Origin of the sequence: Xanthomonas sp., assembly GCF_017163755.1 — a bacterium.
In the GTDB taxonomy this organism is placed as follows: Bacteria; Pseudomonadota; Gammaproteobacteria; order Xanthomonadales; family Xanthomonadaceae; genus Xanthomonas_A.
On sequence record NZ_JAFIWC010000008.1, the window covers coordinates 1 to 22,296 of the forward strand.

Consider the following 22,296-nt stretch of genomic DNA (forward strand, 5'->3'; position numbering starts at 1 on the left):
GAGCTGGGACATGCTCCTGCGGTCCCCGGTCCCGCGCCACCTCAGTTCTTCAACCCATCCACATCCAGGATCAGCGCCAGCCGGCCGTCGCCGATCAGCGTGGCGCCGGCGTAGCCGGGCAGGCCGCGCAAGGCGCGCGGCAGCGGCTTGATCACCACTTCCTCGCGGCCGCGCACCTGGTCCACGACCAGGCCCACGCGCGATTCGCCGGCCTGCAGCACCACCACGGTCAGCAGCGGCAGCGGCGGCGCGTCGATGCCCAGCCACAGGCGCAGGTCCACCAGCGGCAGGGTGTGCGACTGGCGGTCGAGCACGGCGCGGCCGTCGAACCAGCCCAGCGAACGCAGCGGCGCGTGCAGCACTTCCACCACGCGCGCCAGCGGCAGCGCGTAGACGGTATCGCCGGCCTGCACCAGCAGCGTCGGCAGGATCGCCAGGGTCAGCGGCACGCGGATCAGGAAACGGCTGCCGCGGCCCAGTTCCGACTGGATCTGGATCTGTCCGCTGAGTTCGCGGATGCGCGACTGCACCACGTCCATGCCCACGCCGCGGCCGGAGATGTCGGTGACTTCCTGCTTGGTCGAGAACCCGGGCAGGAACACCAGGTGCAGGCATTCCTCGGTGGTCAGGCGGGCGGCGGCCTCCGGATCGATCAGGCCCTTCTCGCGCGCCTTGGCGCGCAGCCGTTCCGGATCGATGCCGGCACCGTCGTCCTGCACCTCGATGCTGACGTAGTCGCCTTCCTGCTGCGCCGACAGGCGCACGTGGCCGCTGCGCGGCTTGCCCGAGGCCTCGCGCAGCGCCGGCGCCTCGATGCCGTGGTCGATCGCGTTGCGCACCAGGTGCACCAGCGGATCGGCCAACGCCTCGACCAGGTTGCGGTCCAGCTCGGTGTCGGCGCCGATCAGTTCCAGTTCCACTTCCTTGTTCAACGAACGCGCAACGTCGCGCGCGACCTTCGGGAAGCGCGAGAACACCTTGCCCACCGGCTGCATGCGGGTGCGCATCACCGCCGACTGCAGGCGCGCGGTGGCGATGTCCAGGCCGCTGACCGCGCGGTCCAGCTCTTCGTCGCGCAGGCGCACGCGCAGCGTCTTGAGCCGGTTGCGCGCCAGCACCAGTTCGCCGATCAGGTTGACGATCGCGTCCAGGCGCTTGGTGTCCACGCGCACGGTGTGTTCGGCCTCGGCGGGCTTGGCCGGCGCGGCGGCGGGCTTCGGGGCGGCCGAGGCCGCCGGGACTCGGGACTCGGGACTCGGGACTCGGGAAATCTGCGGTTCGGCACTGGGCGCGGCGCCGCCGTGCAAGCTGTCCAGTAGCGCTTCGAACTCGTCGTCGCTGATCAGTTCGGGATCAGCGGACTTCGCCGCAGGCGCCTGGCTTTTCCCGAGTCCCGAGTCCCGAGTCCCCGGTCCCGCAGCCGGCACAGCCGGCGCATTGACGTCGAACTGGGCGATCAGTTCCGGCGGCGCGTGCGGCGGTTCGCCGCCGCTGCCGAACGCGTCGAGCATCGACTGCAGGTAGTCCAGCGACTGCTGCGCGGCGTCGAAGTGGTGCGCCTGCAGCGTCGCCTGGCCGGCGCGCGCCATGCCCAGGGTCTCTTCCGCGGCGTGGCACAGCTCGACCATGGCGTGGATGGCCAGGAAGCCGGCGCCGCCCTTGAGCGTATGGAAGCCGCGAAACACCGCGTTGAGCTGCTCGGTGTCCTGAGGCGCCTGCTCCAGCGACACCAGCTGCTCGCCGAGCCGGTCCAGGATCTCCTGGGCCTCGATGATGAAGTCGGCAGCGATGTCGTCGGGTACGGCGCTCATATGGTTACAGTCCCAGTCCGGACAGCAGGTCGTCGGCGTCGTTCTGCGACACGCCATGACGGTCCAGGCCCGCCAGCGCGGGGCCGGCGAGGCTGCCATCGGGTTTCTTTTCTTCCTTCGGCGGCAGGCCCAGCGCGCCGAAGCCTTCGTGGACGCGGCGCACGATGCCGGCGACGCGGCGGATGATCTGTCCGGTCAGGTCCTGGAAGCTCTGCGCCAGGGCCATCTCGGTGAGGTTGTGGCGGATCTTGTCGAGGATCTCGCCCTGGTCGCCGGTGAGGCCGCCGGCGCGCAGCTGTTCGGCCAGCGCGCGGCATTCCTCGGCCAGGTCCAGGGTGCGGTGGCTGGCCTCCTCGGTCATCGCCACCACGTGGTCCAGCCGCGAGCAGGCGTCGTCGAGTTCGCCGGCCTCGGTCGGCACCGTGGGCAGCTCGCCCAGCGCCTGGCCCAGGTCGCGCGCCAGCCGGCTCAGGCCCTGCATCATCGGCCGCGTGCGCCACGCGGCCAGGGTGTCGATTTCCTTGCGCCAGCCGGCTTCGTCGCCTTTCTCCAGCGCGTCCAGCGCGCCTTGCAGGCGTTCGATCAGGGCGCTGCGTTCGGCCGTGGCTTCCATCAGGCGGTCGCTCCCATGCGCTCGAAGATCTTGCCGAGCTTCTCCTGCAGGGTCTGCGCGGTGAACGGCTTGATGATGTAGCCGTTCACCCCGGCCTGCGCCGCTTCGATGATCTGCTCGCGCTTGGCCTCGGCGGTGACCATCAGCACCGGCAGGTGCTTGAGCTTGTCGTCGGCGCGGACGTTGCGCAGCAGGTCGATGCCGGTCATGCCGGGCATGTTCCAGTCGGTGACGATGAAATCGAAGGGCGCCGAGCGCAACGCGGTCAGCGCGCTGTTGCCGTCTTCGGCCTCTGCAGTGTTGGTGAAGCCCAGATCGCCGAGCAGATTCTTGACGATGCGCCGCATCGTCGAGAAATCGTCCACGATCAAAATCCGCATGTTCTTGTTCACCGCAAACTCCCTTGGTCTTATTCTTGGTCTTCCAGCCCGGCGTCGGCCGCTTCGAACGCTTTCAAGCGTCCGCGCAACCGCACCGTGGCCTGGCCGTGGATCTGGCATACGCGCGACTCGCTGACACCGAGCACCGCGCCGATTTCCTTCAGGTTCAATTCCTGTTCGTAGTACAGCGACAGCACCAGCTGTTCGCGTTCGGGCAGCAGGGCAATGGCCTTGCCCAGTTCGCGCCCGAACTCGCTGCGCTCGAGCATCTGCTGCGGATTGGGACCGCCCTTGGCGATGGTGTCCAGTTCGCCGTGGTCCTCGATCCGCGACTCCAGGCTCAGCACCTGGCCGCGGGCGGCGTCTTCCATCAACCGCAGGTAGTCCGGCAGCGGCATGTCCATCGCCGCGGCCACTTCGTTGGCGGCGGCGGCGCGGCCGGTGCTCTGCTCGATCTTGCGGATCGCCGAGGCGGCGTCGCGCGCGCGGCGGTGCACCGAGCGCGGCACCCAGTCGCCGCGGCGGATCTCGTCGATCATCGAGCCGCGGATGCGGATCGAGGCGTAGGTCTCGAACGAGGCGCCCTGGTCGGCGTCGTAGCTGCGCGAGGCCTCGATCAGGCCGATCATGCCGGCCTGGATCAGGTCGTCGATCTCCACGCTGGCCGGCAGCCGCGCCGCCAGGTGGTGGGCGATGCGGCGCACCAGGTCGGCGTGCTGGACGACGTAGTCGTTGTCGTTGTTGCGCTGGACGGCGCGGTACTGGGCGGCGGCGTTCATGCGGCGACCCCCCGCTGGATGATCCGTTCGACGAAGAACTCGACGTTGCCGCGCGGCGCGGTCGGCGCCTGCCAGCGCGAGGTGCGGCGCGCGATCTCGGTGATCGCCTGCGCCGACGGGCTGGACGGGTAGGCCTTGACCACCGGCTGCTGGCGCTGCACGGCCAGGCGCAGCCAGTCGTCCTGCGGCACGCAGCCCAGGTAGTTCAGCGACACGTCGCCGAGGAACTTCTCGCACACCCGGCTGAGCTTGTCGTACAGCAGGCGGCCTTCGTTGGGGTCGCGGACCATGTTGGCGACGATCTGCACCCGGTCCACGCCGCGCTCGCGCGACAGCACCTTGATCAGCGCGTAGGCGTCGGTGATCGAGGCCGGCTCGTCGCAGACCACCACCACCGCGTCCTGCGCGGCCTGGCAGAAGGTCAGCACGCTGTCGGTGATGCCGGCGGCGGTGTCGATCACCATCACGTCCAGCTCGCGCTTGAGCTCGGAGAACACGTTGACCAGGCCCACGTGCTGGGCCGGCGGCAGCTCGGCCATGTGCCGGCGGCCGGAGGCGGCGGGGACCACCATCAGGCCGTTGGGCATGTCGACCAGCACCTCTTCCAGCGTGCAGCGCCCGGCGACCAGGTCGGCCAGGGTGAACTTCGGGGTCAGCCCGAGCAGCACGTCGACGTTGGCCAGGCCCAGGTCGGCGTCCAGCAGCAGGGTGCGCTTGCCGAGGTCGGCCAGCGCCATCGACAGGTTGACCGAAATGTTGGTCTTGCCGACGCCGCCCTTGCCGCCGGTCACGGCGATGGTGCGCACCGGCCCCAGGGGCTCGGTACGGGTCGCCGACAGGGGGAAGGCGTTGGTCAGCTTGGCGTAATCACGCGACGGCATGGTTCTGCTCCGGAGTACAGGGCTTATCGGCAGCGCGCCGCAAATCTTCAAGGCGCAATACGAGGCTGGCGGCGTTGGCGCGGTGCAGGTCGTCCGGCACGCGCTGACCATCGGTGACCCAGGTGATGGGAAGCCGGTGGTCCGCGACCACCGACAAGGCACTGCCAAACCGCCCGGTTTCGTCCAGCTTGGTCAAGATCACCCCCTGCGGATCGGCGCCGGCGAACCGGCGCACCACCTCGTCCAGGTCGGAGAAATGAGCGTTGGCAGGGAGTACTAGCAAGGACCGGACCACTCGCGAGGCGCGCAGCCAGTGCAGCTGCGCGGCCAGGGCGCGGTCGCGCTGGCCCATGCCGGCGGTGTCGATCAGCACCAGCTTGTAGTCGCTCAGGCGCTGCAGCAGCTGCTGCAGCGCCGCGTCGCTGTCGGCCTCGTGCACCGCGATGCCGAGCTGTCGGCCGTAGCTGTGCAGCTGTTCGCGGCCGCCGACGCGGATGGTGTCGGTGGTGACCAGGGCCACGTCGCGCGCGGCATGGCGTTCGACGAAGCGCGAGGCCAGCTTGGCGATGGTGGTGGTCTTGCCGGCGCCGGTGGGGCCGACCAGGGCGATCACGCCGCCTTCCTCGAGCGGGTCGGTGGGGGCGATCGGCAGGCGCTTGGACAGCAGCCCCAGCATCAGCCCGCGGCCGCGATGCAGTTCGATGTCGGCCGGGATCTGCATCACCACGTCGCGGGTCAGGCCGGCGTCGAAGCCGTAGTCGTCCATCAGTTCCAGCGCCTGGGCGCGCACCGGCGAGCCGCGCAGGCGTTCGTCGGTGAGGCGGTTCATCTCGCGCTCGATCATCTGCCGCATCAGCGCCAGTTCGTCGCGCAGCTGAGTCAATTGTTCGTCGTTCTGCGGCGCGGCGAAGACCGGCGCGGGCGCCGGTGCCGGCGTGGCCGGCGCCGGGATTCCGGCGGCGGGGGCGAGCGGGGCGGCAACGGCCGCGACCGGCGCCGGGTTTGGCGCGGCCGGGGTCAGCGACACCGCGGCGATGCTGTCCAGCCAGGCCGGGACGGTATCGGCGGCGGCCGGCGGCGTGGCCGCCGCGGCGAACGGGCTGCTGGCCATCGGCACGCGGATCGGCGCGCTGCGGAACACCTCGTCGGGAATGGCGAATTCGACCGGAGCGGCGGGACGCGGCGCCGCGGCGGCAGCGGCCGGCCGCTGCAGCCGTGGCGCCGGGGCCGGGGTCAGCGCCAGCGCCGCCTGCAGCGCGGCATCCTGCGGCGAGGCCGGCATCGGCGGCGCCGACGCGCGGCGCTCGCTGATCGCGGCCATCATCGCCATCGCCGGGTTGGCGGTGGCGCGCGGCGCCGGATGGGCGGCCGAGACCGGCTGGCGCGGCGCCTGCTCGTCCGGCACCACCGCATCCAGGGCGCGCTGCACCAGCGCCTCGTCGTAGTTGTTGGCGGCGACGATCTCGATGCCCTCGTCGGTGCGACGGTTGGACAGGATCACCGCATCCGGGCCGTGCTCGTCGCGCACCATGCGCAACGCGGTGCGCATGTCGGGAGCTACGAAGCGTTTGATCTTCATGCGGACACCTTGGGGGCGGGACTCGGGACGCGGGACTCGGGACTCGGCGAAAGCAAGCGCATGGAGGCTGCACCTTGCAATGGCGTCGGGCTGTGGATGTGTTTGCGAGCATTCATTTGTCTATTCCGATTCCTGACCGTTCCGATTCCTGACCGTTGCGCTTTTTCGAGCCCCGAGTCCCGAGTCCCGGGTCCCGGGTCCCGGGTCCCGGCTTCAACTAATCGTCCCCACCAGCTTCAAGCGCTTGTCTTCCGGCACTTCGCTGTAGGACAGCACCGACAGCGAGGGGACGCTGTGGCGGACCAGGCGGGCCAGTGCGGCGCGAACCTGCGCCGGCACCAGCACCACCGCCGGCTCGTTCCTGGCCTCCTGCTTGCTGACGCAGTCGGACAGGCTCTGGTGCAGCCGCTCGGCCAGACCCGGCTCGAGCGCGGCGCCGTTGCCTTGGGTAGAGTCTTGCAAGACGCGTTCCAATTGCGGGGCCAGGGTGAAAACCGGCAGTTCGGCGGACATGCCGGCGATTTCCTGGACGATGAACCGGCCCAGCGAGTTGCGCACCGCGGCGGTGAGCGCGCCGGGTTCCTGACTCTGCGGCGCGTGTTCGACCAGCGCCTCGACGATCTTGCGCAGCTGCCGTACCGGGATCTTCTCGATCAGCAGGTTCTGCAGCACGCGCACCACCACCGACAGCGGCAGCGCCTTCGGGGTCAGGTCCTCGACCAGCTTCGGCGCGCTCTTGGCCAGGGTGGCCATGAGCTGCTGCACTTCCTCGTGGCCGAGCAGTTCCGGGGCGTGCTCGCGGATCAGGTGCGACAGGTGGGTGGCGACCACGGTGGCCGGGTCGACCACGGTGTAGCCCATGGTTTCGGCGTGGGCGCGCTGGTGCGGCTGGATCCAGATCGCGTCCAGCCCGAACGCCGGGTCCTTGCCGGCGATGCCGTCGATCTTGCCGAGCGCGCCGCCGGGATCCAGCGCCAGTTCGCGGTCCGGATGGATGTCGGCGGTGGCCACCGGCACCCCGTGCACCAGCAGCCGGTAGGCGTTGGCGGGCAGTTCCAGGTTGTCGCGGATGTGTACTGGCGGTATCAGGAAGCCGATGTCCTGGGTCAGCTTGCGCCGCACGCCCTTGATCCGCGCCATCAGTTCGCCGCCCTGGGCCTTGTCCACCAGCGGGATCAGCCGGTAGCCGACCTCCAGGCCCAGCGGGTCGATCGGGCGCAGCTCGTCCCAGCCCAGTTCGGCATTGGCCTGCGCGGCGGCGGCCGCGGCCGGCTGCACCGCCTCGGCGCCGGTTTCCTCGGCGACCAGGCTGCGCTTCCACATCTTCCAGGCCAGCACGCCCAGGATCAGCGCCAGCGTCAAGAAAGCGACGTTGGGCATGCCCGGGACCAGGCCGACCAGGCCCAGGATCGCCGCCGACACCGCCAGCGCTTTGTGCTGGCCGAACACCTGGCCCATCATCGAGGCGCCCATGTCCTGCGCGCGCGAGGCGCGGGTGACCAGCATCGCCACCGCCGAGGACACCAGCAGCGCCGGCAGCTGCGCGACCAGGCCGTCGCCGATCGACAGCAGCGTGTAGGTGGAGGCGGCCTCGCCGACCGGCATGCCGTGCTGCAGGATGCCGACCGCGAAGCCGCCGAGCAGGTTGATGAACAGGATCAGGATGCCGGCGATGGCGTCGCCGCGGATGAACTTGCTGGCGCCGTCCATCGAGCCGTAGAAGTCCGCTTCCTCGCGCACTTCCTCGCGCCGGGCCTTGGCTTCCTCGCGGGTCAGCAGGCCGGCGTTGAGGTCGGCGTCGATCGCCATCTGCTTGCCGGGCATGGCGTCGAGGATGAAGCGCGCGGTCACTTCCGATACGCGCCCGGCGCCCTTGGTGATGACCACGAAGTTGATGATGGTCAGGATCGCGAACACCACGATGCCGACCGCGTAGTTGCCGCCGATCACGAACTCGCCGAACGCGGCGATCACCTTGCCGGCGGCCTCGTGGCCGTTCTGGCCGTTGATCAGGATCACGCGGGTGGAGGCCACGTTCAGCGCCAGGCGCAGCATCGTGGTCATCAGCAGCACGATCGGGAAGATGCTGAATTCCAGCGGCCGCTTCACGTACACCACCGCCAGCAGCACCATCAGCGAGATGGCGATGTTGAAGGTGAACAGCGCGTCCAGCACCGGCGCGGCCAGCGGCACCACCACCATGGCCAGCATCGCCATCACGATCAGCGGGGCGCCGAGCCCGTGCTTGACCATGTCCATCATCTTGCGCGCGTTCATTTGCGATGCGGGCTTGCTCACGGCTTGCTCCCCGGGGCGAATTCATCGACGTCCAGCGGCGGCAGCGGCGGCATCGGGCCGCTGCGCCAGGCGCGCAGCTGGTACACGTAGGACAGGATCTGGGCCACGACCGAATACAGTCTCACGGGGATTTCCTTGCCGAGTTCGCCTTCCCTATACAAGGCGCGTGCCAAAGGCGGCGCGGAGATCACCGCGACCCGGTGTTGCTCGCCGATCTCGCGGATGCGGAAGGCCAGTTCGTCCACGCCCTTGGCGACCACGGTCGGCGCGCGCATGCGCCCGCTCTCGTACTTCAGCGCCACCGCGTAGTGGGTGGGGTTGACCACCACCACGTCGGCGCTGGGCACCGCCTCCATCATCCGCCGCTGCGACAGCTGCATCTGCATCTGCCGGATGCGGCCCTTGACCTCGGGGCTGCCTTCGCTTTCCTTCATTTCCCGGCGCACTTCGTCGCGGGTCATCTTCAGTTTGCGGATGTAGTTCCACTTCTGGTACGGCGCGTCGATCGCCGCCAGCAGCGCCAGCGCGCCGGCGGTGTACAGCAGCAGGCGCTGGGTGAAGCCCAGGCCGTGGCCGATGGCCTGCTCCAGCGGCTCGTGCAGCAGGCCGCGCAGGTCGTCGAGCTTGCCCCAGGTGCACAGCACCGCGGCGCCGCCGACGAACAGCAGGCGCAGCATCGACTTGAGCAGCTCGGCCAGGCTCTGCGGGCCGTACAGGCGGGCCAGCCCGCTCATCGGGTTGAGCCGGTTGAACTTGGGCATCAGCGCGGCGCCGGAGAAGCGCAGGCTGCCCATCAGCGCCGGGGCGATGAAGCCGGCCAGCAGGCACACGCCGACCAGCGGCACGGTGATCTTCAGCAGGCCCAGCAGCAGCACGCCGACATGGCCGAACAGGGCGTCGGGATGGCCGTACAGCCCGGGGTCGGGGCGCAGCGCCAGCTTCATCCAGGCGACCGCGCCGGCGGCCATCGAACCGGACATCGCCATCAGCGCGAACACGCCGGCGCTGAACACCGCCGCCGTCGCCAGTTCCCGCGACTGCGGGATGTTGCCCTGCTCGCGCGCCTGTCTGAGGCGTTTTTCGGTAGGTTGTTCGGTGGGTTCGCCGGCTTGTTCGTTTTCGGACATGGCAGGGGCTGGCCGGAAGGGATCCCGTCGGCTCTTGCAAGGACTGTTCCGTTTCGCCGCAGGCGCCTAGGCCCTAGTCCAGGCGGGCGTGGCCGTCCACGTGGCGGCAGCGGCCTGCGCCAGTGGAATGCCGCGGGACGCTCAGCCGCCGGCGAGCCCGTGCACGGGCGCATCCGGCGCCGCGCCGGGAACCGCGTCCAACTGCATTTCGATCCGATTGCGGCCCAGGTGCTTGGCCCGGTACAGCGCATCGTCGGCGCGGCCGAGCAACTGCTGCACGGTCTCGCCCGACCGGTACCAGGCCACGCCGATCGACGCGGTGAGCGTAAGCGTCTGGCTGCCCAGGCGCAGGGGCTTGCCGCCGATCGCCTCGCGCAGTTCCTGCAGCCGCTCGTGCGAGGGCATCGGCAGCCCGGGCAGCACCCCGAGCAGCTCTTCGCCGCCGTAGCGTCCGATCAGGTCGGCGCCGCGCAGGTTGGCGGTCAGGCGCTGCCCGACCATGACCAGCACCGCATCGCCGACCAGGTGGCCGTGCTCGTCGTTGACCCGCTTGAAATGGTCCAGGTCGATCATCGCCACCGCCAGCGGGCGGCCGTCGGCCTGGCTGTGCCCGATCTGCTCGATCAGCGCGTCGAGCACGCCGGCGCGATTGGGCAGGCCGGTCAGTTCGTCGTGCGAGGCCTTCACCGCCAGCGCCGCGCGTGCTTTCTCCAGCTCGCGCTTGTCGTGCTCCAGCTCCCGGGTGCGCAGCGCCACCAGGGCGGCCAGTTCGCGTTGTTGCCGGCGCAACTGGCGTTCGCGCCAGCGCACCAGGGCGATCGCCAGCCCCAGCGCCGCCAGCGCGTACAGGCCGAGCATCGGCGCGCTGCGCCACCACACCGGCGCCACCGAGAACGCCACGCGGGTCAGCGGCGAGGCGCTGCGCCGGTAGCTGTCGAGCAGTTGGATCTCGAACACATAGTCGCCCGGCGCCAGCGGCGGATGTTCGATCTCGAAGTTCGGGGTGGAGATCCACTGGCTGTGCTGGCCGGCGAAGCGGTAGCGCAGCGTCGCCCGGTGGCGGTCGTCGTACAGCGCCGGCGTGGTCACTTCGATGTGCAGCGGCTGCTCGCTCCACGGCAGCCGCGCGCCGGCGCCGATGGCGCGGTCGCCGCGGGTGAACCGGCTCAGCGTCACCGCCGGCGTGTCGCCCTGGAACAGGCGCTGCGGGTCCAGGACATGGCTGACGCCCTTGCTGTTGCCGATCCACACCGAGCCGTCGCGGTCCTCGAAATAGGCGCTTTCGGAGGTGTCGTCCCACAGCAGGCCCTGCGACTGGCTCAGCCGCGACCAGCGTCGCCCGTCGTACACGTCCAGGCCCTGGTTGTGGCCGACCCAGATCCGCCGCGCGCGGTCCTGGCGGATCAGGTACACGCGCAGGCCCTTGAGCGGGGCGTCGTCCACCTGGCGCAACGCCAGGCCATCGCCGTCCACGCGGCCCCGCCACAGCCCGGGGCGCGACAGCGACGCCCACACCGTGCCGTCCCCGAGCACCAGCAGCTTGTCCACCGCCGGCCGCGCCGGCTTGCCGTCCAGGCGCAGCTGCAGCGGCGACCAGTGCGCGCCGCGCAAGCGGTAGGCGCCGGCCGCGCCGGCGATCCACAGCGTGCCGTCGGCGCTTTCGTGGATGTCGGTGTACTCCACCATCGGCAGCGCCTGGACCCGATGCGGCCGGGTCTCCTCCTGCGGCCGCGGCAGCAGGTAGACGCCCTTCTGCGAGAGGAACCATAGCCTGCCGGCGCGATCCAGGTACAGCCGCTTGACCGCGCTGCCGAGGCGCGCGACCAGGCGGCCATTGCCGCCGTCGCCATCGTGGTGGCGCAGGTCGCCGAGCGAATCGGCGCTCCACAGCGAGCCATCGGCGGCGACCTGCAGGCCGACCAGCTGGATGCCGGCGTCGTCCAGCCAGGGCCGGAAGCGCGCGCCGGCACCGGACTGGCGGCTGCCGCCGCCCTCGTTGCCGAGCAGCAACGCGCCATGGCGGTCGCGCTGGATCGCCCAGGTCGGGGCCATGCGCATGCCCTGCGACACGTCCCAGTTCTCGATCCAGTCGTAGCCGCTCCAGCGCACCACGCCTTCGCCGTCGACGGTCATCCACAGGTCGCCCTGCCGGTCCAGCAGCAGCGCGACGATGGCGCTTTCCGGCAGTCCGTTGCGGCGGTCGAACAGGCGCCAGCGGCCGCCTTCCCAGCGCGCCAGGCCGGTGTTGGTACGCAGCAGCACGCGGCCCTTGGCATCGAGCAGGAGCTGCGCCTGGCGGCTGAACATCGCCACGCCGGCGCCGTCGACCGGACGCGGCACGAATCGCGCCGCGCCGGCCGGCAGTTGCATCAGCTGGTGCTGGCCGCGCACCCACAGCGCGCCATCGCGGTCGTGCAGCACGCTGCGCCAGACGTCCTCGGGCAAGCCCTGCGCCTGGCCGAATACCAGCACCGAACGGTCCGCGCCGATCCGGCACAGGGCGCGGCCGCAGCCCAGCCACAGCGCATCGCCTTCGGCCTGGGCGCTGACGATGCGGCCGAGCTGCGGGACGCGCGCCAACGTGGCGGCATCGAACAGCGGCTGCAGCCGCCAGCGTCCGTCGGGCTGGCGCTGCGCATGCAGCGCGCGTTCGCCGTCGATCACCACCGTGCCCCAGCGCGGGCTGGCCAGTTGCAGGCCGCCGTGCTGCAGCGGCCCGGTTTCCTGCACGCTCAATCGGCGCAGTCCCTGGCCTTCGTCGACGTACAGGTGTTCGGACGAGGCCACCCACAGGCGTTGCGCGGCGTCCTCTTCGGCATCGGCGATCAGGTGGCCGCCCTCGCCGTGCAGCGGCACCTGCTGGAAATCGCGTCCGTCGAAGCGGTACAGGCCGCTTTCGGTGCACACCCACAGCATGCCCTGGCGGGTCTGCAGCAGACAGGTGCCGGCCAGGCCGAGCAAGCCCTGGTCGTGGGCGTAGCGGCGCAGCGGAATCGACTGGGCGTGGACGCCGTCGCTCGCCCCCGGGCCCAGCCACAGCCATAGCCACAGCAACGTGCCGCACAGCCGCCAGGTCCGCCGGTTCGCGCGCATGCCGGTGGCGTCAGCCGTCGCCGGCGTTGCGCGCACCGGCGCGGTGGCCGGCGCGGCGGCGGGGAGTGCCGGAAAAAGGACGGTTCATGGCGTTCCGGTGGCGGAAGGTTGCGCAGCAGCAGTCGCGATGCCGCCAGCGCGCTGGCGGGTCCATTCGGATATCGGCCGCGCGCCGCCTGCGCTTGAGCCGGCGCCACGGTTGCGGGGTATTGCGCACGGCCGGCGCGATCGCGGCGCGTGCCGGGGCAGGGAAGGGCGAGGGCCGACGGGTGTGGAGGGCGTGCCGCACCGTAGGCCCTGAAGCTTGCGCATCGACGCAGGAACCTCGCCAACGCATCGATCATGCAGGAAGGGCGCGCCGCACCCGTGACGACGCAGCCGACCCCTGGCCTCCCAGGAGGCTGCATGCCGGGCGCGCGTACATCCGCGAGCACGGCCATCGCTGCACTGGCCGCACCCGGCGCCGGAACGGCTACGGCGCGCTGCGCTGCGCCGCCTCCAGATGCAGTTCGACCCGGTTGCGGCCGCCGTGCTTGGCCCGGTACAGCGCTTCGTCGGCGCGGTTGAGCAGCTGTTCGGCGCTTTCGCCGGGCCGGTACCAGGTCACCCCGATCGAGGCGGTGACCTCGATCACCCCGCCGTCGGTGATGAACGGCGTGGCGCCGATCACCTGGTGCAGCTCGTGCAGCCGCGCCCGCGCCGGCGGCGCCAGGCCCGGCAGCACCGCCAGCAGCTCCTCGCCGCCGTAGCGTCCGATCAGGTCCGAGCCGCGCAGGTTGGCGTTCATGCGCTTGCCGACCCGCGCCAGCACCGCGTCGCCGACCAGGTGGCCGTACTGGTCGTTGACGTGCTTGAAGTGGTCCAGGTCGATCATCGCCACCGCCAGCGGCTGCGGGTCCAGCGCATGCAGGCGGATCTGCGCGGACAGCGCATCGAGGATGCCGGTGCGGTTGAGCAGGCCGGTCAGGTCGTCGCGGATCGCCTTCAGCGCCAGCGCCGCGCGCGCCTTCTCCAGCTCGCGCTTGTCGTGTTCCAGTTCGCGGGTGCGCTCGGCGACCAGCCGCGCCAGTTCGCGCTCGCGGGCGCTCAGCTGGCGGATCCGCCAGCGCCACACCAGGTGCACCAGCAACGCGGCGGCGAGCGCGTACAGCATCCACGCCAGCGGGCTGCGCCACCACGGCGGCATGACCTGGAAGTCCAGGCGCACGACGTTGCTGCGCGTGCGCTGGCGTTCGTCCAGCGCCTGCACCTCCAGCGTGTAGCGGCCCGGCGACAGCAGGGTGTAGGTGAGATGGCTCTGCTGGGTGGTGGCCCAGCGCGACTGCAGGCCGCTCAGGCGGTAGCGGAACTTGATGTGGTCGTCGCCGCCGACCGCGCCGGGGACCGCGAAGGCGACCTCGATCGGCTGTTGCGACCACGGCAGTTGCGCGCCCTGGGCGACCGTGCGGCCGTCGCGCGAGGCGCGCAGCAGCTGCAGTTTCAGCGGATGGGCGGCGAACAGGCGTGCCGGGTCGAGCACCTGGCTGAGGCCCTTGCTGCTGCCGATCCACACCGAGCCGTCGCGGTCCTCGAACAACGCGAACTCGGAGATGTCGTCCCACAGCAGCCCTTCGGCCTGGGTGACGCGGATCCAGCGGCCCTGCGCCCACAGGTCCAGCCCCTGGCTGCTGCCGACCCACAGCCGCTGCCGGCGGTCCAGGTGCAGCACGTAGGGCAGCACCCGCGACAGCAGCGCGTCGTCGACCTTGCGCAGGTCCAGGGTGGCGGACTTCGCGTCGAGGCGGCCGCGCCACACGCCGACGTCGCCGAACGACAGCCAGGCCTCGTTGCCGCCCACGCTGAACTTGTCCAGGTCCGCGCCGGGCAGCGCGCCGCGCAGCCGGATCGGCTGCCAGCGCTGGCCCTGGTGCAGGTACAGGGCGTCGCGCGCGACCAGCCACAGCCGGCGCTGCGCGTCGTAGCCGCCGCCGACGAACTGCCCGGACGGCACCCCGGCCGCCGCTGTCGCGGCACGGGCGCCCGGGGCCAGCTGGAACAGGCCGCGGGTGGTGAACAGCCACAGCATGCCGGCATCGTCGAAGAACATCGACTTGAGCGTCGACGGCACCTTGATCACCTCGCGCATGCGGCCGCGGCCGCGCTCCAGGCGCCAGACCCGCCCGGACGACTGCCCCAGCCACAGCGTGCCGCTGGCATCGTCCAGCAGCTGCACCGACTGCAGCAGCGCCTGGCCGCCGTCCCCGGTCAGCGGCAGCATGCGTTTGCTGCGTTCGTCGAGCACGTTGGCGCCCATCTCGCTGCCGACGTACAGGCGACCGTCGCCGCGGCTGCGCAGGATCGCCCAGGTCGGCCCCACCGCCAGGCCCTGCGGTTCCTCCCAGTGCTGGATCAGGCCGTAGCCGAGCCAGCGCTGCACGCCCAGGCCGCGGGTGCCCAGCCACAGCCGGCCCTGGCGGTCGGCGAGCAAGGCGCCGAAGTTCTGCGCCAGCTTCAGCCCCTGGCTGCGGCTGAAGCTGCGCCAGCGCCCGCCCTCCCAGCGTACCAGACCGCCGTCGCTGCGGGTGAGCACGCGGCCGTCCGCGTCCTCGACCAGGTTGACGCCCACCGACAGCGTGGAGAACGCCACCCCCGGGGGCGGCGGCCGGTCGGCGAAGCCCGCCGCGCCGGCCGGCCACGCCAGCACGTGGTGCACGCCGCGCGCCCACACGGTGCCGTGGCGGTCGCGCAGCACGCCCAGCCACAGGTCGTCGGGGACGCCGTCGGCCACGCCCAGCCGGCGCACCCGGCCGTGCGCGTCCATCCGGCACAACTGGCGGCCGCACCCCAGCCACAACGCATCGCCGACCGCGCTCACGCTGGACACCTCGCCCAGCGGAGCGCCGCTGGACTGCAACGGCGCCACGCGCCAGCGCCCACCCTCGCCGCTGCTGACGCGCAGCGGGCGCTTGTCGCTGAGCGCGACGATGTCATCGCCGAAGCGCGCCAGCGACTGGCCGATGTCGATCGACAGGCGTTGCCCGTCGGCGCCGGGCACCGGCGCGAAGCGCACGCCGTCGCCGACGTACAGCGCGTTGGACGCGCCGACCCACAGCCGTTGCCGGCTGTCCTCGCTCATCGCGTAGACCAGCGGACTATCCAGGCCGGTCTGCGCATCGAGCCGCTCGAAACGCTCGCGTTCGTAGCGGTGCAGGCCCAGCTCGGTGCACACCCAGACCACGTCGCGATGGTCCTGGAACAGGCAGTTGGTGCTCAGGCCCTGCAGGCCGTCGGCCTGGGCGTAGTCGCGGAAGCTGTAGTCCTGCGCCAATGCCGTGCCGCCGAGCGCGCCGAAAAGCGCCAGGCACGCGCCGGCGCGTCCCAGCGCCGCGGCGCGCAGACGGGACAGCCACGGCGGCAGGTGATCGGTCAGCACGGCGAGAACGGACGTCCCAATTGGAAGGCGCGCGCCGGTGGTCGATGCCGTCCGCACCGGGCTCATGCCGTTATCGGCGCGGGACGGCGGGGCTTGAACGGCTCACGCGGTGACCTGGCGCGCGGCATCGAAGGCCGCATCGAACAGCCGTTGCACCGGCGGCCCCAGTTCCCCGGCCAGCACCGCCAGCAGCCCCAGGCCCAGCAGCACCGCCACCGGCAGGCCGAGCTGGATCGGGTTCAAGGCCGGCGCGGCCTTGGCCAGCGCGCCGAAGGCCAGGTTCACCGCCAGCATCGCCACCATCACCGGCAGCGCCAGCGATACCGCGCCGCGCATCATGGTCATGAAGAAATCCGGCGCCACCGCGGCCATCGCCTGCGCGTCGGGCACCGCGGTGCCGATCGGCAGCGCCTTGTAGCTGTCCACCAGCAGCGCGACCAGCGCCAGGTGGCCGTTGGCGGTGAAGAACAGCAGGCCGAAGGCCAGGTAGAACCATTGCCCGATCACGCCGGAGGTGACGCCGCGCAACGGGTCGGCCATCTGCGCAAAGCCCAGGCCGGTGCTCTGCGAGACCAGTTCGCCGGCCATCGCGCCGGCCTCGAAGATCAGCCGCAGCATGAAGCCCATGCTGGCGCCGACCGCCAGCTCGCGGGCCACGCTCAGCACCACCGCGGCGTTGAAGCCGTCCCAGTCCGGCACCGGCGGCAGCAGCGGCGCCAGCGCCATGGCCAGCGTCGCCGCCAGCATCACCCGGATCCGCGCCGGCACCGCGCGGGTGCCGACCAGCGGCATCACCAGCAGCAGCGCGCCGATGCGCAGCATCGTCCACAGGATCGCGCCGACCATCGCGAAGGCCTGCTGGCCGTCGATGACCATTTGGGTTGCCGAATCCATCAGGCGGGGACCGGGTAACGGGGACCAGGAGCCGGGACCAGGGACCAGGGACCGGGGACCGGAAGAGCGCGTACGGGGAAAGCCCCGAGGTTGCCCCTGCTTTTCCCGGTCCCCGGTCCCCGGTTCCCGGTCCCGCGCCAGCCCTTGCCATTCACGGCGCTAGCCCCCGATCAGATGCGGAATGCGCTGGAACAGCATCGTGGTGTACTCGACCAGGTGCGCCAGCAGCATGCTGCCGGTGGCGAACAGCATCGCGGTCAGCGCGATCACCTTGGCGACGAAGGCGATGGTCGGCTCGTTGAGCTGGGTGGCGGCCTGGATCACGCCGATCACCACGCCGACCACCAGCATCGCCAGCAGCAGCGGGCCGGCGACCCACAGCACGGTGACCAGGCCGCCGCGCAGTTCGGTCAGGGCAAGTTCGGGGCTCATCGGCTCAGACTCCGTTGAAGCTGGCGGCGAGCGTGCCGACGGTCAGCACCCAGCCGTCGACCAGCACGAACAGCAGGATCTTGAATGGCGCCGACACCAGCATCGGCGACATCATCATCATGCCCATCGACATCAGCACGCTGGCCACGACCAGGTCGATGATCACGAACGGGATGAAGATCAGGAAGCCGATCTCGAACGCGGTCTTCAGCTCGCTGGTGACGAACGAGGCCACCAGCACCGGGAACGGGATCGCGTCGGGACTGCTGTAGGTGCCGTCGCCGGCCATGCCGGCGAAGGTCATCAGGTCGGCCTCGCGCACCTGCGCCAGCATGAACGCGCGCAGCGGCTGCGTGGTCAGCGTCCACGCGGTCTGGAAATCGATCTGGCCGTTGAGATACGGGCTCATGCCCTGGCCCCAGGCCTTCTCCCACACCGGCATCATCACCAGCGCGGTCAGGAACAGGGCCAGGCCCATCAGCACCTGGTTGGACGGGGTCTGCCCGGTGCCCATCGCCTGGCGCAGCAGGCCGAGCACGATGGTGATGCGGGTGAAGGCGGTCAGCACCAGCAGCATCGACGGCAGCAGGGTGATCGCGGTCATCAACAGCAGGGTCTGCAGCGGCAGGCTCACCGGCTGCGCGCCGACCTTGCCGACGTTGACTTCCGGCAGCGACGGCAAGGTCGGCGCGGCGCCGGTCGCGGCCGGCGCGGCCGGTGCCGCAGGCGCGGCCTGGGCCCAGCCCAGCGACGGCAGCAGGCTCAGCGTCAGCAGGATCAGCAGCAGGCGCAGGCAGCGGTTCCAACGGGTCCAGCGAGGCAACATGGTCATTTGTCCTTGCGCAGCTTCTGTGCCAGCAGCTGGGCGAAATCGGGAAGATGCTTGAGGTTCTTGAAGTTCGGCAGCGTCGGCGACGGCGCCTGCGGCAGCGGTTCGGGCAGCCTGTGCAGGGCCGAGATGCCGCCGGGCGACACCCCCAGCAGCAACTGCTCGCCGTTGACGTCGACCACCACCACCCGTTCCTTGGCGCCGACCGACAGGCTGGCGACCACGCGCAAGCCGTCGGCGGGGCGGAAGCCGCTGCCCGGCATCCGCTTCAGCAGCCACGCCAGGCCCACGATCAGGCCCAGCACCAGCAGCAATGCAAAGAACGCGCCAATCAGCCCCGGCGGGGAAGGGGCGCTGCTGGCGGCCGGCGCCGCGCTCTTGGCGGTCTGCGCGGCGACGGCCAGCAGCAGGCTCACCGCAGTCTCCGGATGCGCTCGCTCGGGCTGACCACGTCGGTCAGGCGCACGCCGAAGCGGTCGTTGATGGTCACCACTTCGCCGTGCGCGATCAGGGTGCCGTTGACGTAGACGTCCAGCGCCTCGCCGGCGCCGCGCTCCAGCTCCACCACCGAGCCCTGGTTGAGCTGCAGCAGGTTGCGGATCGGGATGCGCGAGCGGCCCACTTCCAGCGACAGCGTCACCGGCACGTCCAGGATCACGTCCAGGTTGAGGTCGTTGCCGTCGATGCTCTGCTCGGGCTGCAGGGTGTCGAACTGGGCCGGGGTGGCGCTGGGGATTTCGGTCTGGCTCATGAGGCGTCTTCCTGGAGGGCGGGACGGCGCGGCAGGGCGCCCGGAGGTTGGTTGGAAACGATCTTGACCGCATTCTGGCCGCGGGAAACGCCGAACTCGCCGGTGAACACCGGGATGTTCTCCACGCACAGCGGCACCTGCTTGGGCAGCTCGATCGGCAGGACGTCGCCGACCTTCAGCCGGGTCAGTTCGCGCAGGCTGATCTGCTTTTGCGCCAGCACGCTGGACAAGGTGACCTCGGCGTTGTTGAGCTGTTCGCGCAGCATGATGTTCCAGCTCTCGTCGCGGTCCACGCGGTCGCTCTGGATGCCGGCGTCGAGCAGTTCGCGGATCGGCTCGAGCATCGAGTACGGCAGGGTGATGTGGATCTCGCCGCCGCCGCCTTCCAGCTCCACGTGGAAGCGGCTGACCACCACGTACTCGCGCGGGGTGACGATGTTGGCGAAGTGCGGGTTGATCTCCGAGTTGATGTACTCGAAGTCCACGTCCATCACCGGCGCCCACGCCTCGTGCAGGTCGGCGAAGGTCTGCTTGAGCATCAGCTGGATCACCCGCATCTCGGTCGGGGTGAACTCGCGGCCCTCGATGCGGGTGGGATAGCGGCCGTCGCCGCCGAAGAAGTTGTCGACCACGGTGAACACCAGGGTCGGCTCGAACACGATCAGCCCGGTGCCGCGCAGCGGCTTGAACTTGATCAGGTTGAGGTTGCTCGGCACGTACAGCGAATGCATGTAGTCGTTGAACTTGATCAGGTCGATGCCGCGCACCGACATGTCGGCCGAGCGCCGGATCAGGTTGAACAGGCCGATGCGCCACAGCCGCGCGAAGCGCTCGTTGACCATCTCCAGCGTGGGCATGCGCCCGCGGATGATCCGGTCCTGGCTGGAGAAATCGTACTGGCGCGCTTCGCCCGGCGCCGGCGGCGCCGGGCCGGTATCCACCGCGCCGGCATCGACGCCATGCAACAGCGCATCGATTTCGTCTTGGGAAAGCAGGTCGCTCATCGTCGGGCGCCTTACTGGGTCACGAAGCTGGTGAACAGCAGGTCGTCGACGCACTTCTTGCCGGTCTCGGCGGTCATCAGCTTCTGCGCCTCGGCCAGCGCGGCGGCCTGCAGCTTCTTGCGCCCGGCGATGTCGGCGATGTCCTGCGCCTGCACCTGCGAGAACAGCATCAGCAGGTGCGCGCGGATCGCCGGCGCGTTCTCGGTGATCGACTTCAGCTCCTCCGGGTCGCGGGTCATCAGCTGCACTTCCAGCTGCAGGTAGCGCGGGCCGTCTTCGGCGCCGTTGAGGTTGACCACGAAGGCCGGGTCCATCGCGAAGTACTGCGCCGGCTTGGGCAGCTCGGCGTGCTTGGCCTGCGCCTTGCCGTGCGCGGCCTCGGGCTTCTTCAGGAAGAACCACGCGCCGGCACCGCCGCCGCCGAGCACCAGCACCGCCACGGCGACGATGATCAGCAGCTTCTTCTTCGACTTGCCGCCCTCGGGGGCGGCCTTGGCGTCGGCGGGTTTCTTCGATTTGTCGGCGGCAGCTGCCACGGGGTGCTCCTGGAGGGACTCTTGGCCCTACAGATGCAACCGGCGTGCCGAAACACGGGGATGGCGGCGGCGGATATTTGACGGCGGCCGCCGCGGCCGCGAATGCTTTGCGGGAGGGGCTTCAGGCGGACCAGGCGTCGCCGGCGGTACCCGGCCGGCGACGAATCCGCGCCTGCGCTGGCAGGCGCCTAGCGCTAGGCGTAGGCGTCGAGCAGGCCGCGCTGGCGCAGCGCCGCTGCCGGAATCCCGACGCCGGCCAGGCCGTCGTCGCCGCCGTCGCCGGTGCCGAAGCCCGGCTGCGCCGGGTTCTGCGACGAGGCGTTGCGCTGCTGGCTGCCGACGTCCGCCTGACCCAGCTGGAAGCCCTGCTGGCCGAGCAACTCGCGCAGCCGCGGCAGGCTGTTCTCCAGCGCCTGGCGCACGTCGGCCTGGGCGCTGCTGAAGCTGGCGTTGACCTGGTCGCCGCTGAGCTGCAGGCGCACCTCGACCGGGCCGAGTTCGGCCGGGTTGAGCTTGATGTGGGCGTGGCCGATCTTCTGGTCGGCCAGCCAGCTCATGCGTGCGCCGAGCGCGTCGTCGAAGTCGTCGCCGTGCAGGTCCGGGGTCGGGGTCGGCGAACCCGTGAACGGCGCGGCGCCGTCCGCGCTGCGCGCCACCGACACCGCCGGGGTGTTGCCCAGGCCGAGCAGGTTCGACGGGTCCGGGCTGGCGATGTCGCCGCCGGCCGGTTGCGCGCCGTCGCCGGCGCCGGCCAGGGCGGCCAATGCCGCGGCCGGTGCCGCCGCCTCGGCGGTCGCGGCGTGCGCGGTGGCGCTGGCGGCCTGCGCCAGCAGGCCGGTGAAATCGCCGGCGGCGACCGCGGCGCTGGCGCCGGTGGCGGCCTGCGCGGCGCCGGGCAGTGCGCCCGCGGCGCCGGCGGTGGCTGGCGCGACGTCGCCGCCGAGCACGCCGGCCACGCCCTTGGCCGCGGCTGCGGCCACACCGAGCGCCAGCCCGGCGGCACCGAGCGCGGTGGCGGTGGCGGGCAGCGCGGCGTTCAATGCCGGCATGATCGCCATGCCGAAGCCGGCCAGCCCGGCCGGCGGCCAGCCGGCATCGTCGTCGCTGTCGGCCCTGGTGTCCTTGTCGGCGCCTTCGGGCTTGTCGCTGTCGCGCACCGCCTGCTCGCCGGCCTGGGCGTCGCGCGTCGGTTCGGCGGCGCCGTCGGTCTGGGCAGGCGGCTTCGACGCGCCGCTGGTGTCGGCCGGCGCCTGTTGCTGGGTCTTGTCGCTGCCCTGGGCCTTGGGCTTGGGGGCGCTGTTGCCGTCGCCGTCCAGCAGCTTGGCGAAGTCCTGGCCGGACCCGCCGGCGGCCGGGGCGTTGCCGTCGCCGCCGGACACCTGCGGGGTGCGGCCGGCGCCGCCGAGGGCGGACAGGGCATTCATCGGCTGTCTCCGTTCTCGTTCTCGGCCGCGGCCAGGCGCACCCGGCGCGCGCCCAGGTCGTCCATCTCGCGCTGGCTGCGGCGGTCGTCCACCTTGCGCTCCTGGGCGCGGTAGCTGGCGGCCAGCTGCTCCAGCACCTGCTTGTCGCGGCTGGCCAGCAACAGCCGGCTGCGCTCCATCTCGACCTTCTCGCGGTTGCGGTCCACGGTCTGGCACTGCTGCTGCACCGCGCTTTCCAGCCGGTCCAGGAACGCGCGCCGGTTGGCCAGCTGCGCCAGGCTGGTGGCGGACATCTGGCTGTTGGCGTATTCCTCGGCGTAGCGGCGCAACTCCTCCAGCCGCGACTCGTGGGTCGCGAGCGCGCGCTGGCGCTCGGCCAGGTCGCGCGCGACCTCGTCCTCGTGCTGCTGGGCGCGGCGGAGCAGGGGATCGATACGTTGCGATTGCATCATG

At 71.0% G+C, this 22,296-nt stretch carries 19 protein-coding genes; all 19 read right to left on the bottom strand.

The annotated features are described in order from the left end of the window. Window positions 1-41 precede the first annotated feature (41 nt). Window positions 42-1,811, bottom strand: coding sequence for a chemotaxis protein CheA (locus JR065_RS06895; protein ID WP_206233282.1), 1,770 nt, complete (start codon window positions 1,809-1,811; stop codon window positions 42-44). Between the two features lie 4 nt (window positions 1,812-1,815). After that, on the bottom strand, window positions 1,816-2,424 hold the full coding sequence (locus JR065_RS06900; RefSeq protein WP_206233283.1) for a protein phosphatase CheZ: 609 nt from the start codon (window positions 2,422-2,424) through the stop codon (window positions 1,816-1,818). Then, on the bottom strand, window positions 2,424-2,816 hold the full coding sequence (cheY, locus tag JR065_RS06905; RefSeq protein WP_206233284.1) for a chemotaxis response regulator CheY: 393 nt from the start codon (window positions 2,814-2,816) through the stop codon (window positions 2,424-2,426). The genes JR065_RS06900 and cheY overlap by 1 nt, the downstream gene beginning before the upstream one ends. Window positions 2,817-2,833: 17 nt before the next feature. Beyond that, a complete protein-coding gene (locus JR065_RS06910; RefSeq protein WP_206233285.1) occupies window positions 2,834-3,583 on the bottom strand; it encodes an RNA polymerase sigma factor FliA in 750 nt (249 codons plus the stop codon). After that, window positions 3,580-4,464, bottom strand: a complete 885-nt coding sequence (locus tag JR065_RS06915) for a MinD/ParA family ATP-binding protein (protein WP_206233286.1) — start codon at window positions 4,462-4,464, stop codon at window positions 3,580-3,582. The genes JR065_RS06910 and JR065_RS06915 overlap by 4 nt, the downstream gene beginning before the upstream one ends. Next, window positions 4,451-6,043 (bottom strand): flagellar biosynthesis protein FlhF, encoded by a 1,593-nt coding sequence (gene flhF, locus JR065_RS06920; protein ID WP_206233287.1) that lies wholly within the window; start codon window positions 6,041-6,043, stop codon window positions 4,451-4,453. Before flhF ends, JR065_RS06915 begins: the two co-directional genes overlap by 14 nt. A 213-nt stretch (window positions 6,044-6,256) precedes the next feature. Then, window positions 6,257-8,320 (bottom strand): flagellar biosynthesis protein FlhA, encoded by a 2,064-nt coding sequence (gene flhA, locus JR065_RS06925; protein WP_206233288.1) that lies wholly within the window; start codon window positions 8,318-8,320, stop codon window positions 6,257-6,259. A gap of 17 nt (window positions 8,321-8,337) precedes the next feature. Then, a complete protein-coding gene (flhB, locus tag JR065_RS06930; protein WP_206233289.1) occupies window positions 8,338-9,468 on the bottom strand; it encodes a flagellar biosynthesis protein FlhB in 1,131 nt (376 codons plus the stop codon). Between the two features lie 141 nt (window positions 9,469-9,609). Next, window positions 9,610-12,561, bottom strand: coding sequence for a ligand-binding sensor domain-containing diguanylate cyclase (locus JR065_RS06935; protein ID WP_206233290.1), 2,952 nt, complete (start codon window positions 12,559-12,561; stop codon window positions 9,610-9,612). 472 nt (window positions 12,562-13,033) lie between these two features. Then, window positions 13,034-15,973 carry a diguanylate cyclase gene (locus JR065_RS06940; RefSeq protein ID WP_343237252.1) on the bottom strand — a complete coding sequence of 980 codons (2,940 nt, stop codon included), beginning with the start codon at window positions 15,971-15,973 and terminating at the stop codon, window positions 13,034-13,036. Window positions 15,974-16,075: 102 nt separating this feature from the next. Beyond that, window positions 16,076-16,867, bottom strand: coding sequence for a flagellar biosynthetic protein FliR (fliR, locus tag JR065_RS06945; RefSeq protein WP_206233293.1), 792 nt, complete (start codon window positions 16,865-16,867; stop codon window positions 16,076-16,078). A 159-nt stretch (window positions 16,868-17,026) separates the two neighbouring features. Next, on the bottom strand, window positions 17,027-17,299 hold the full coding sequence (locus JR065_RS06950) for a flagellar biosynthetic protein FliQ (protein ID WP_206233294.1): 273 nt from the start codon (window positions 17,297-17,299) through the stop codon (window positions 17,027-17,029). 4 nt (window positions 17,300-17,303) lie between these two features. Then, window positions 17,304-18,125, bottom strand: a complete 822-nt coding sequence (gene fliP, locus JR065_RS06955; protein ID WP_206233431.1) for a flagellar type III secretion system pore protein FliP — start codon at window positions 18,123-18,125, stop codon at window positions 17,304-17,306. Between the two features lie 2 nt (window positions 18,126-18,127). Then, on the bottom strand, window positions 18,128-18,544 hold the full coding sequence (fliO, locus tag JR065_RS06960; protein ID WP_206233295.1) for a flagellar biosynthetic protein FliO: 417 nt from the start codon (window positions 18,542-18,544) through the stop codon (window positions 18,128-18,130). Then, complete coding sequence (fliN, locus tag JR065_RS06965; protein ID WP_206233296.1) at window positions 18,541-18,879, bottom strand: flagellar motor switch protein FliN; 339 nt, start codon at window positions 18,877-18,879, stop codon at window positions 18,541-18,543. The genes fliO and fliN overlap by 4 nt, the downstream gene beginning before the upstream one ends. Beyond that, on the bottom strand, window positions 18,876-19,883 hold the full coding sequence (fliM, locus tag JR065_RS06970; protein ID WP_206233297.1) for a flagellar motor switch protein FliM: 1,008 nt from the start codon (window positions 19,881-19,883) through the stop codon (window positions 18,876-18,878). The genes fliN and fliM overlap by 4 nt, the downstream gene beginning before the upstream one ends. An 11-nt stretch (window positions 19,884-19,894) precedes the next feature. Further along, window positions 19,895-20,419 (bottom strand): flagellar basal body-associated FliL family protein, encoded by a 525-nt coding sequence (locus JR065_RS06975; protein WP_206233298.1) that lies wholly within the window; start codon window positions 20,417-20,419, stop codon window positions 19,895-19,897. Window positions 20,420-20,613: 194 nt separating this feature from the next. Further along, complete coding sequence (locus JR065_RS06980) at window positions 20,614-21,843, bottom strand: flagellar hook-length control protein FliK (protein WP_206233299.1); 1,230 nt, start codon at window positions 21,841-21,843, stop codon at window positions 20,614-20,616. Further along, window positions 21,840-22,295 carry a flagellar export protein FliJ gene (gene fliJ / locus JR065_RS06985; RefSeq protein WP_206233300.1) on the bottom strand — a complete coding sequence of 152 codons (456 nt, stop codon included), beginning with the start codon at window positions 22,293-22,295 and terminating at the stop codon, window positions 21,840-21,842. The genes JR065_RS06980 and fliJ overlap by 4 nt, the downstream gene beginning before the upstream one ends. Window position 22,296 lies beyond the last annotated feature (1 nt).

Bases quoted from the DNA above. Each gene is read 5' to 3' on its own strand.
- flhF (WP_206233287.1), bottom strand. From the start codon at position 6,043: ATGAAGATCAAACGCTTCGTAGCTCCCGACATGCGCACCGCGTTGCGC.
- JR065_RS06895 (WP_206233282.1), bottom strand. From the start codon at position 1,811: ATGAGCGCCGTACCCGACGACATCGCTGCCGACTTCATCATCGAGGCC.
- fliR (WP_206233293.1), bottom strand. From the start codon at position 16,867: ATGGATTCGGCAACCCAAATGGTCATCGACGGCCAGCAGGCCTTCGCG.
- fliP (WP_206233431.1), bottom strand. From the start codon at position 18,125: ATGTTGCCTCGCTGGACCCGTTGGAACCGCTGCCTGCGCCTGCTGCTG.
- JR065_RS06915 (WP_206233286.1), bottom strand. From the start codon at position 4,464: ATGCCGTCGCGTGATTACGCCAAGCTGACCAACGCCTTCCCCCTGTCG.
- flhB (WP_206233289.1), bottom strand. From the start codon at position 9,468: ATGTCCGAAAACGAACAAGCCGGCGAACCCACCGAACAACCTACCGAA.
- JR065_RS06910 (WP_206233285.1), bottom strand. From the start codon at position 3,583: ATGAACGCCGCCGCCCAGTACCGCGCCGTCCAGCGCAACAACGACAAC.
- JR065_RS06935 (WP_206233290.1), bottom strand. From the start codon at position 12,561: ATGCGCGCGAACCGGCGGACCTGGCGGCTGTGCGGCACGTTGCTGTGG.
- JR065_RS06950 (WP_206233294.1), bottom strand. From the start codon at position 17,299: ATGAGCCCCGAACTTGCCCTGACCGAACTGCGCGGCGGCCTGGTCACC.
- fliN (WP_206233296.1), bottom strand. From the start codon at position 18,879: ATGAGCCAGACCGAAATCCCCAGCGCCACCCCGGCCCAGTTCGACACC.
- fliJ (WP_206233300.1), bottom strand. From the start codon at position 22,295: ATGATGCAATCGCAACGTATCGATCCCCTGCTCCGCCGCGCCCAGCAG.
- flhA (WP_206233288.1), bottom strand. From the start codon at position 8,320: ATGAACGCGCGCAAGATGATGGACATGGTCAAGCACGGGCTCGGCGCC.
- JR065_RS06900 (WP_206233283.1), bottom strand. From the start codon at position 2,424: ATGGAAGCCACGGCCGAACGCAGCGCCCTGATCGAACGCCTGCAAGGC.
- fliM (WP_206233297.1), bottom strand. From the start codon at position 19,883: ATGAGCGACCTGCTTTCCCAAGACGAAATCGATGCGCTGTTGCATGGC.
- JR065_RS06980 (WP_206233299.1), bottom strand. From the start codon at position 21,843: ATGAATGCCCTGTCCGCCCTCGGCGGCGCCGGCCGCACCCCGCAGGTG.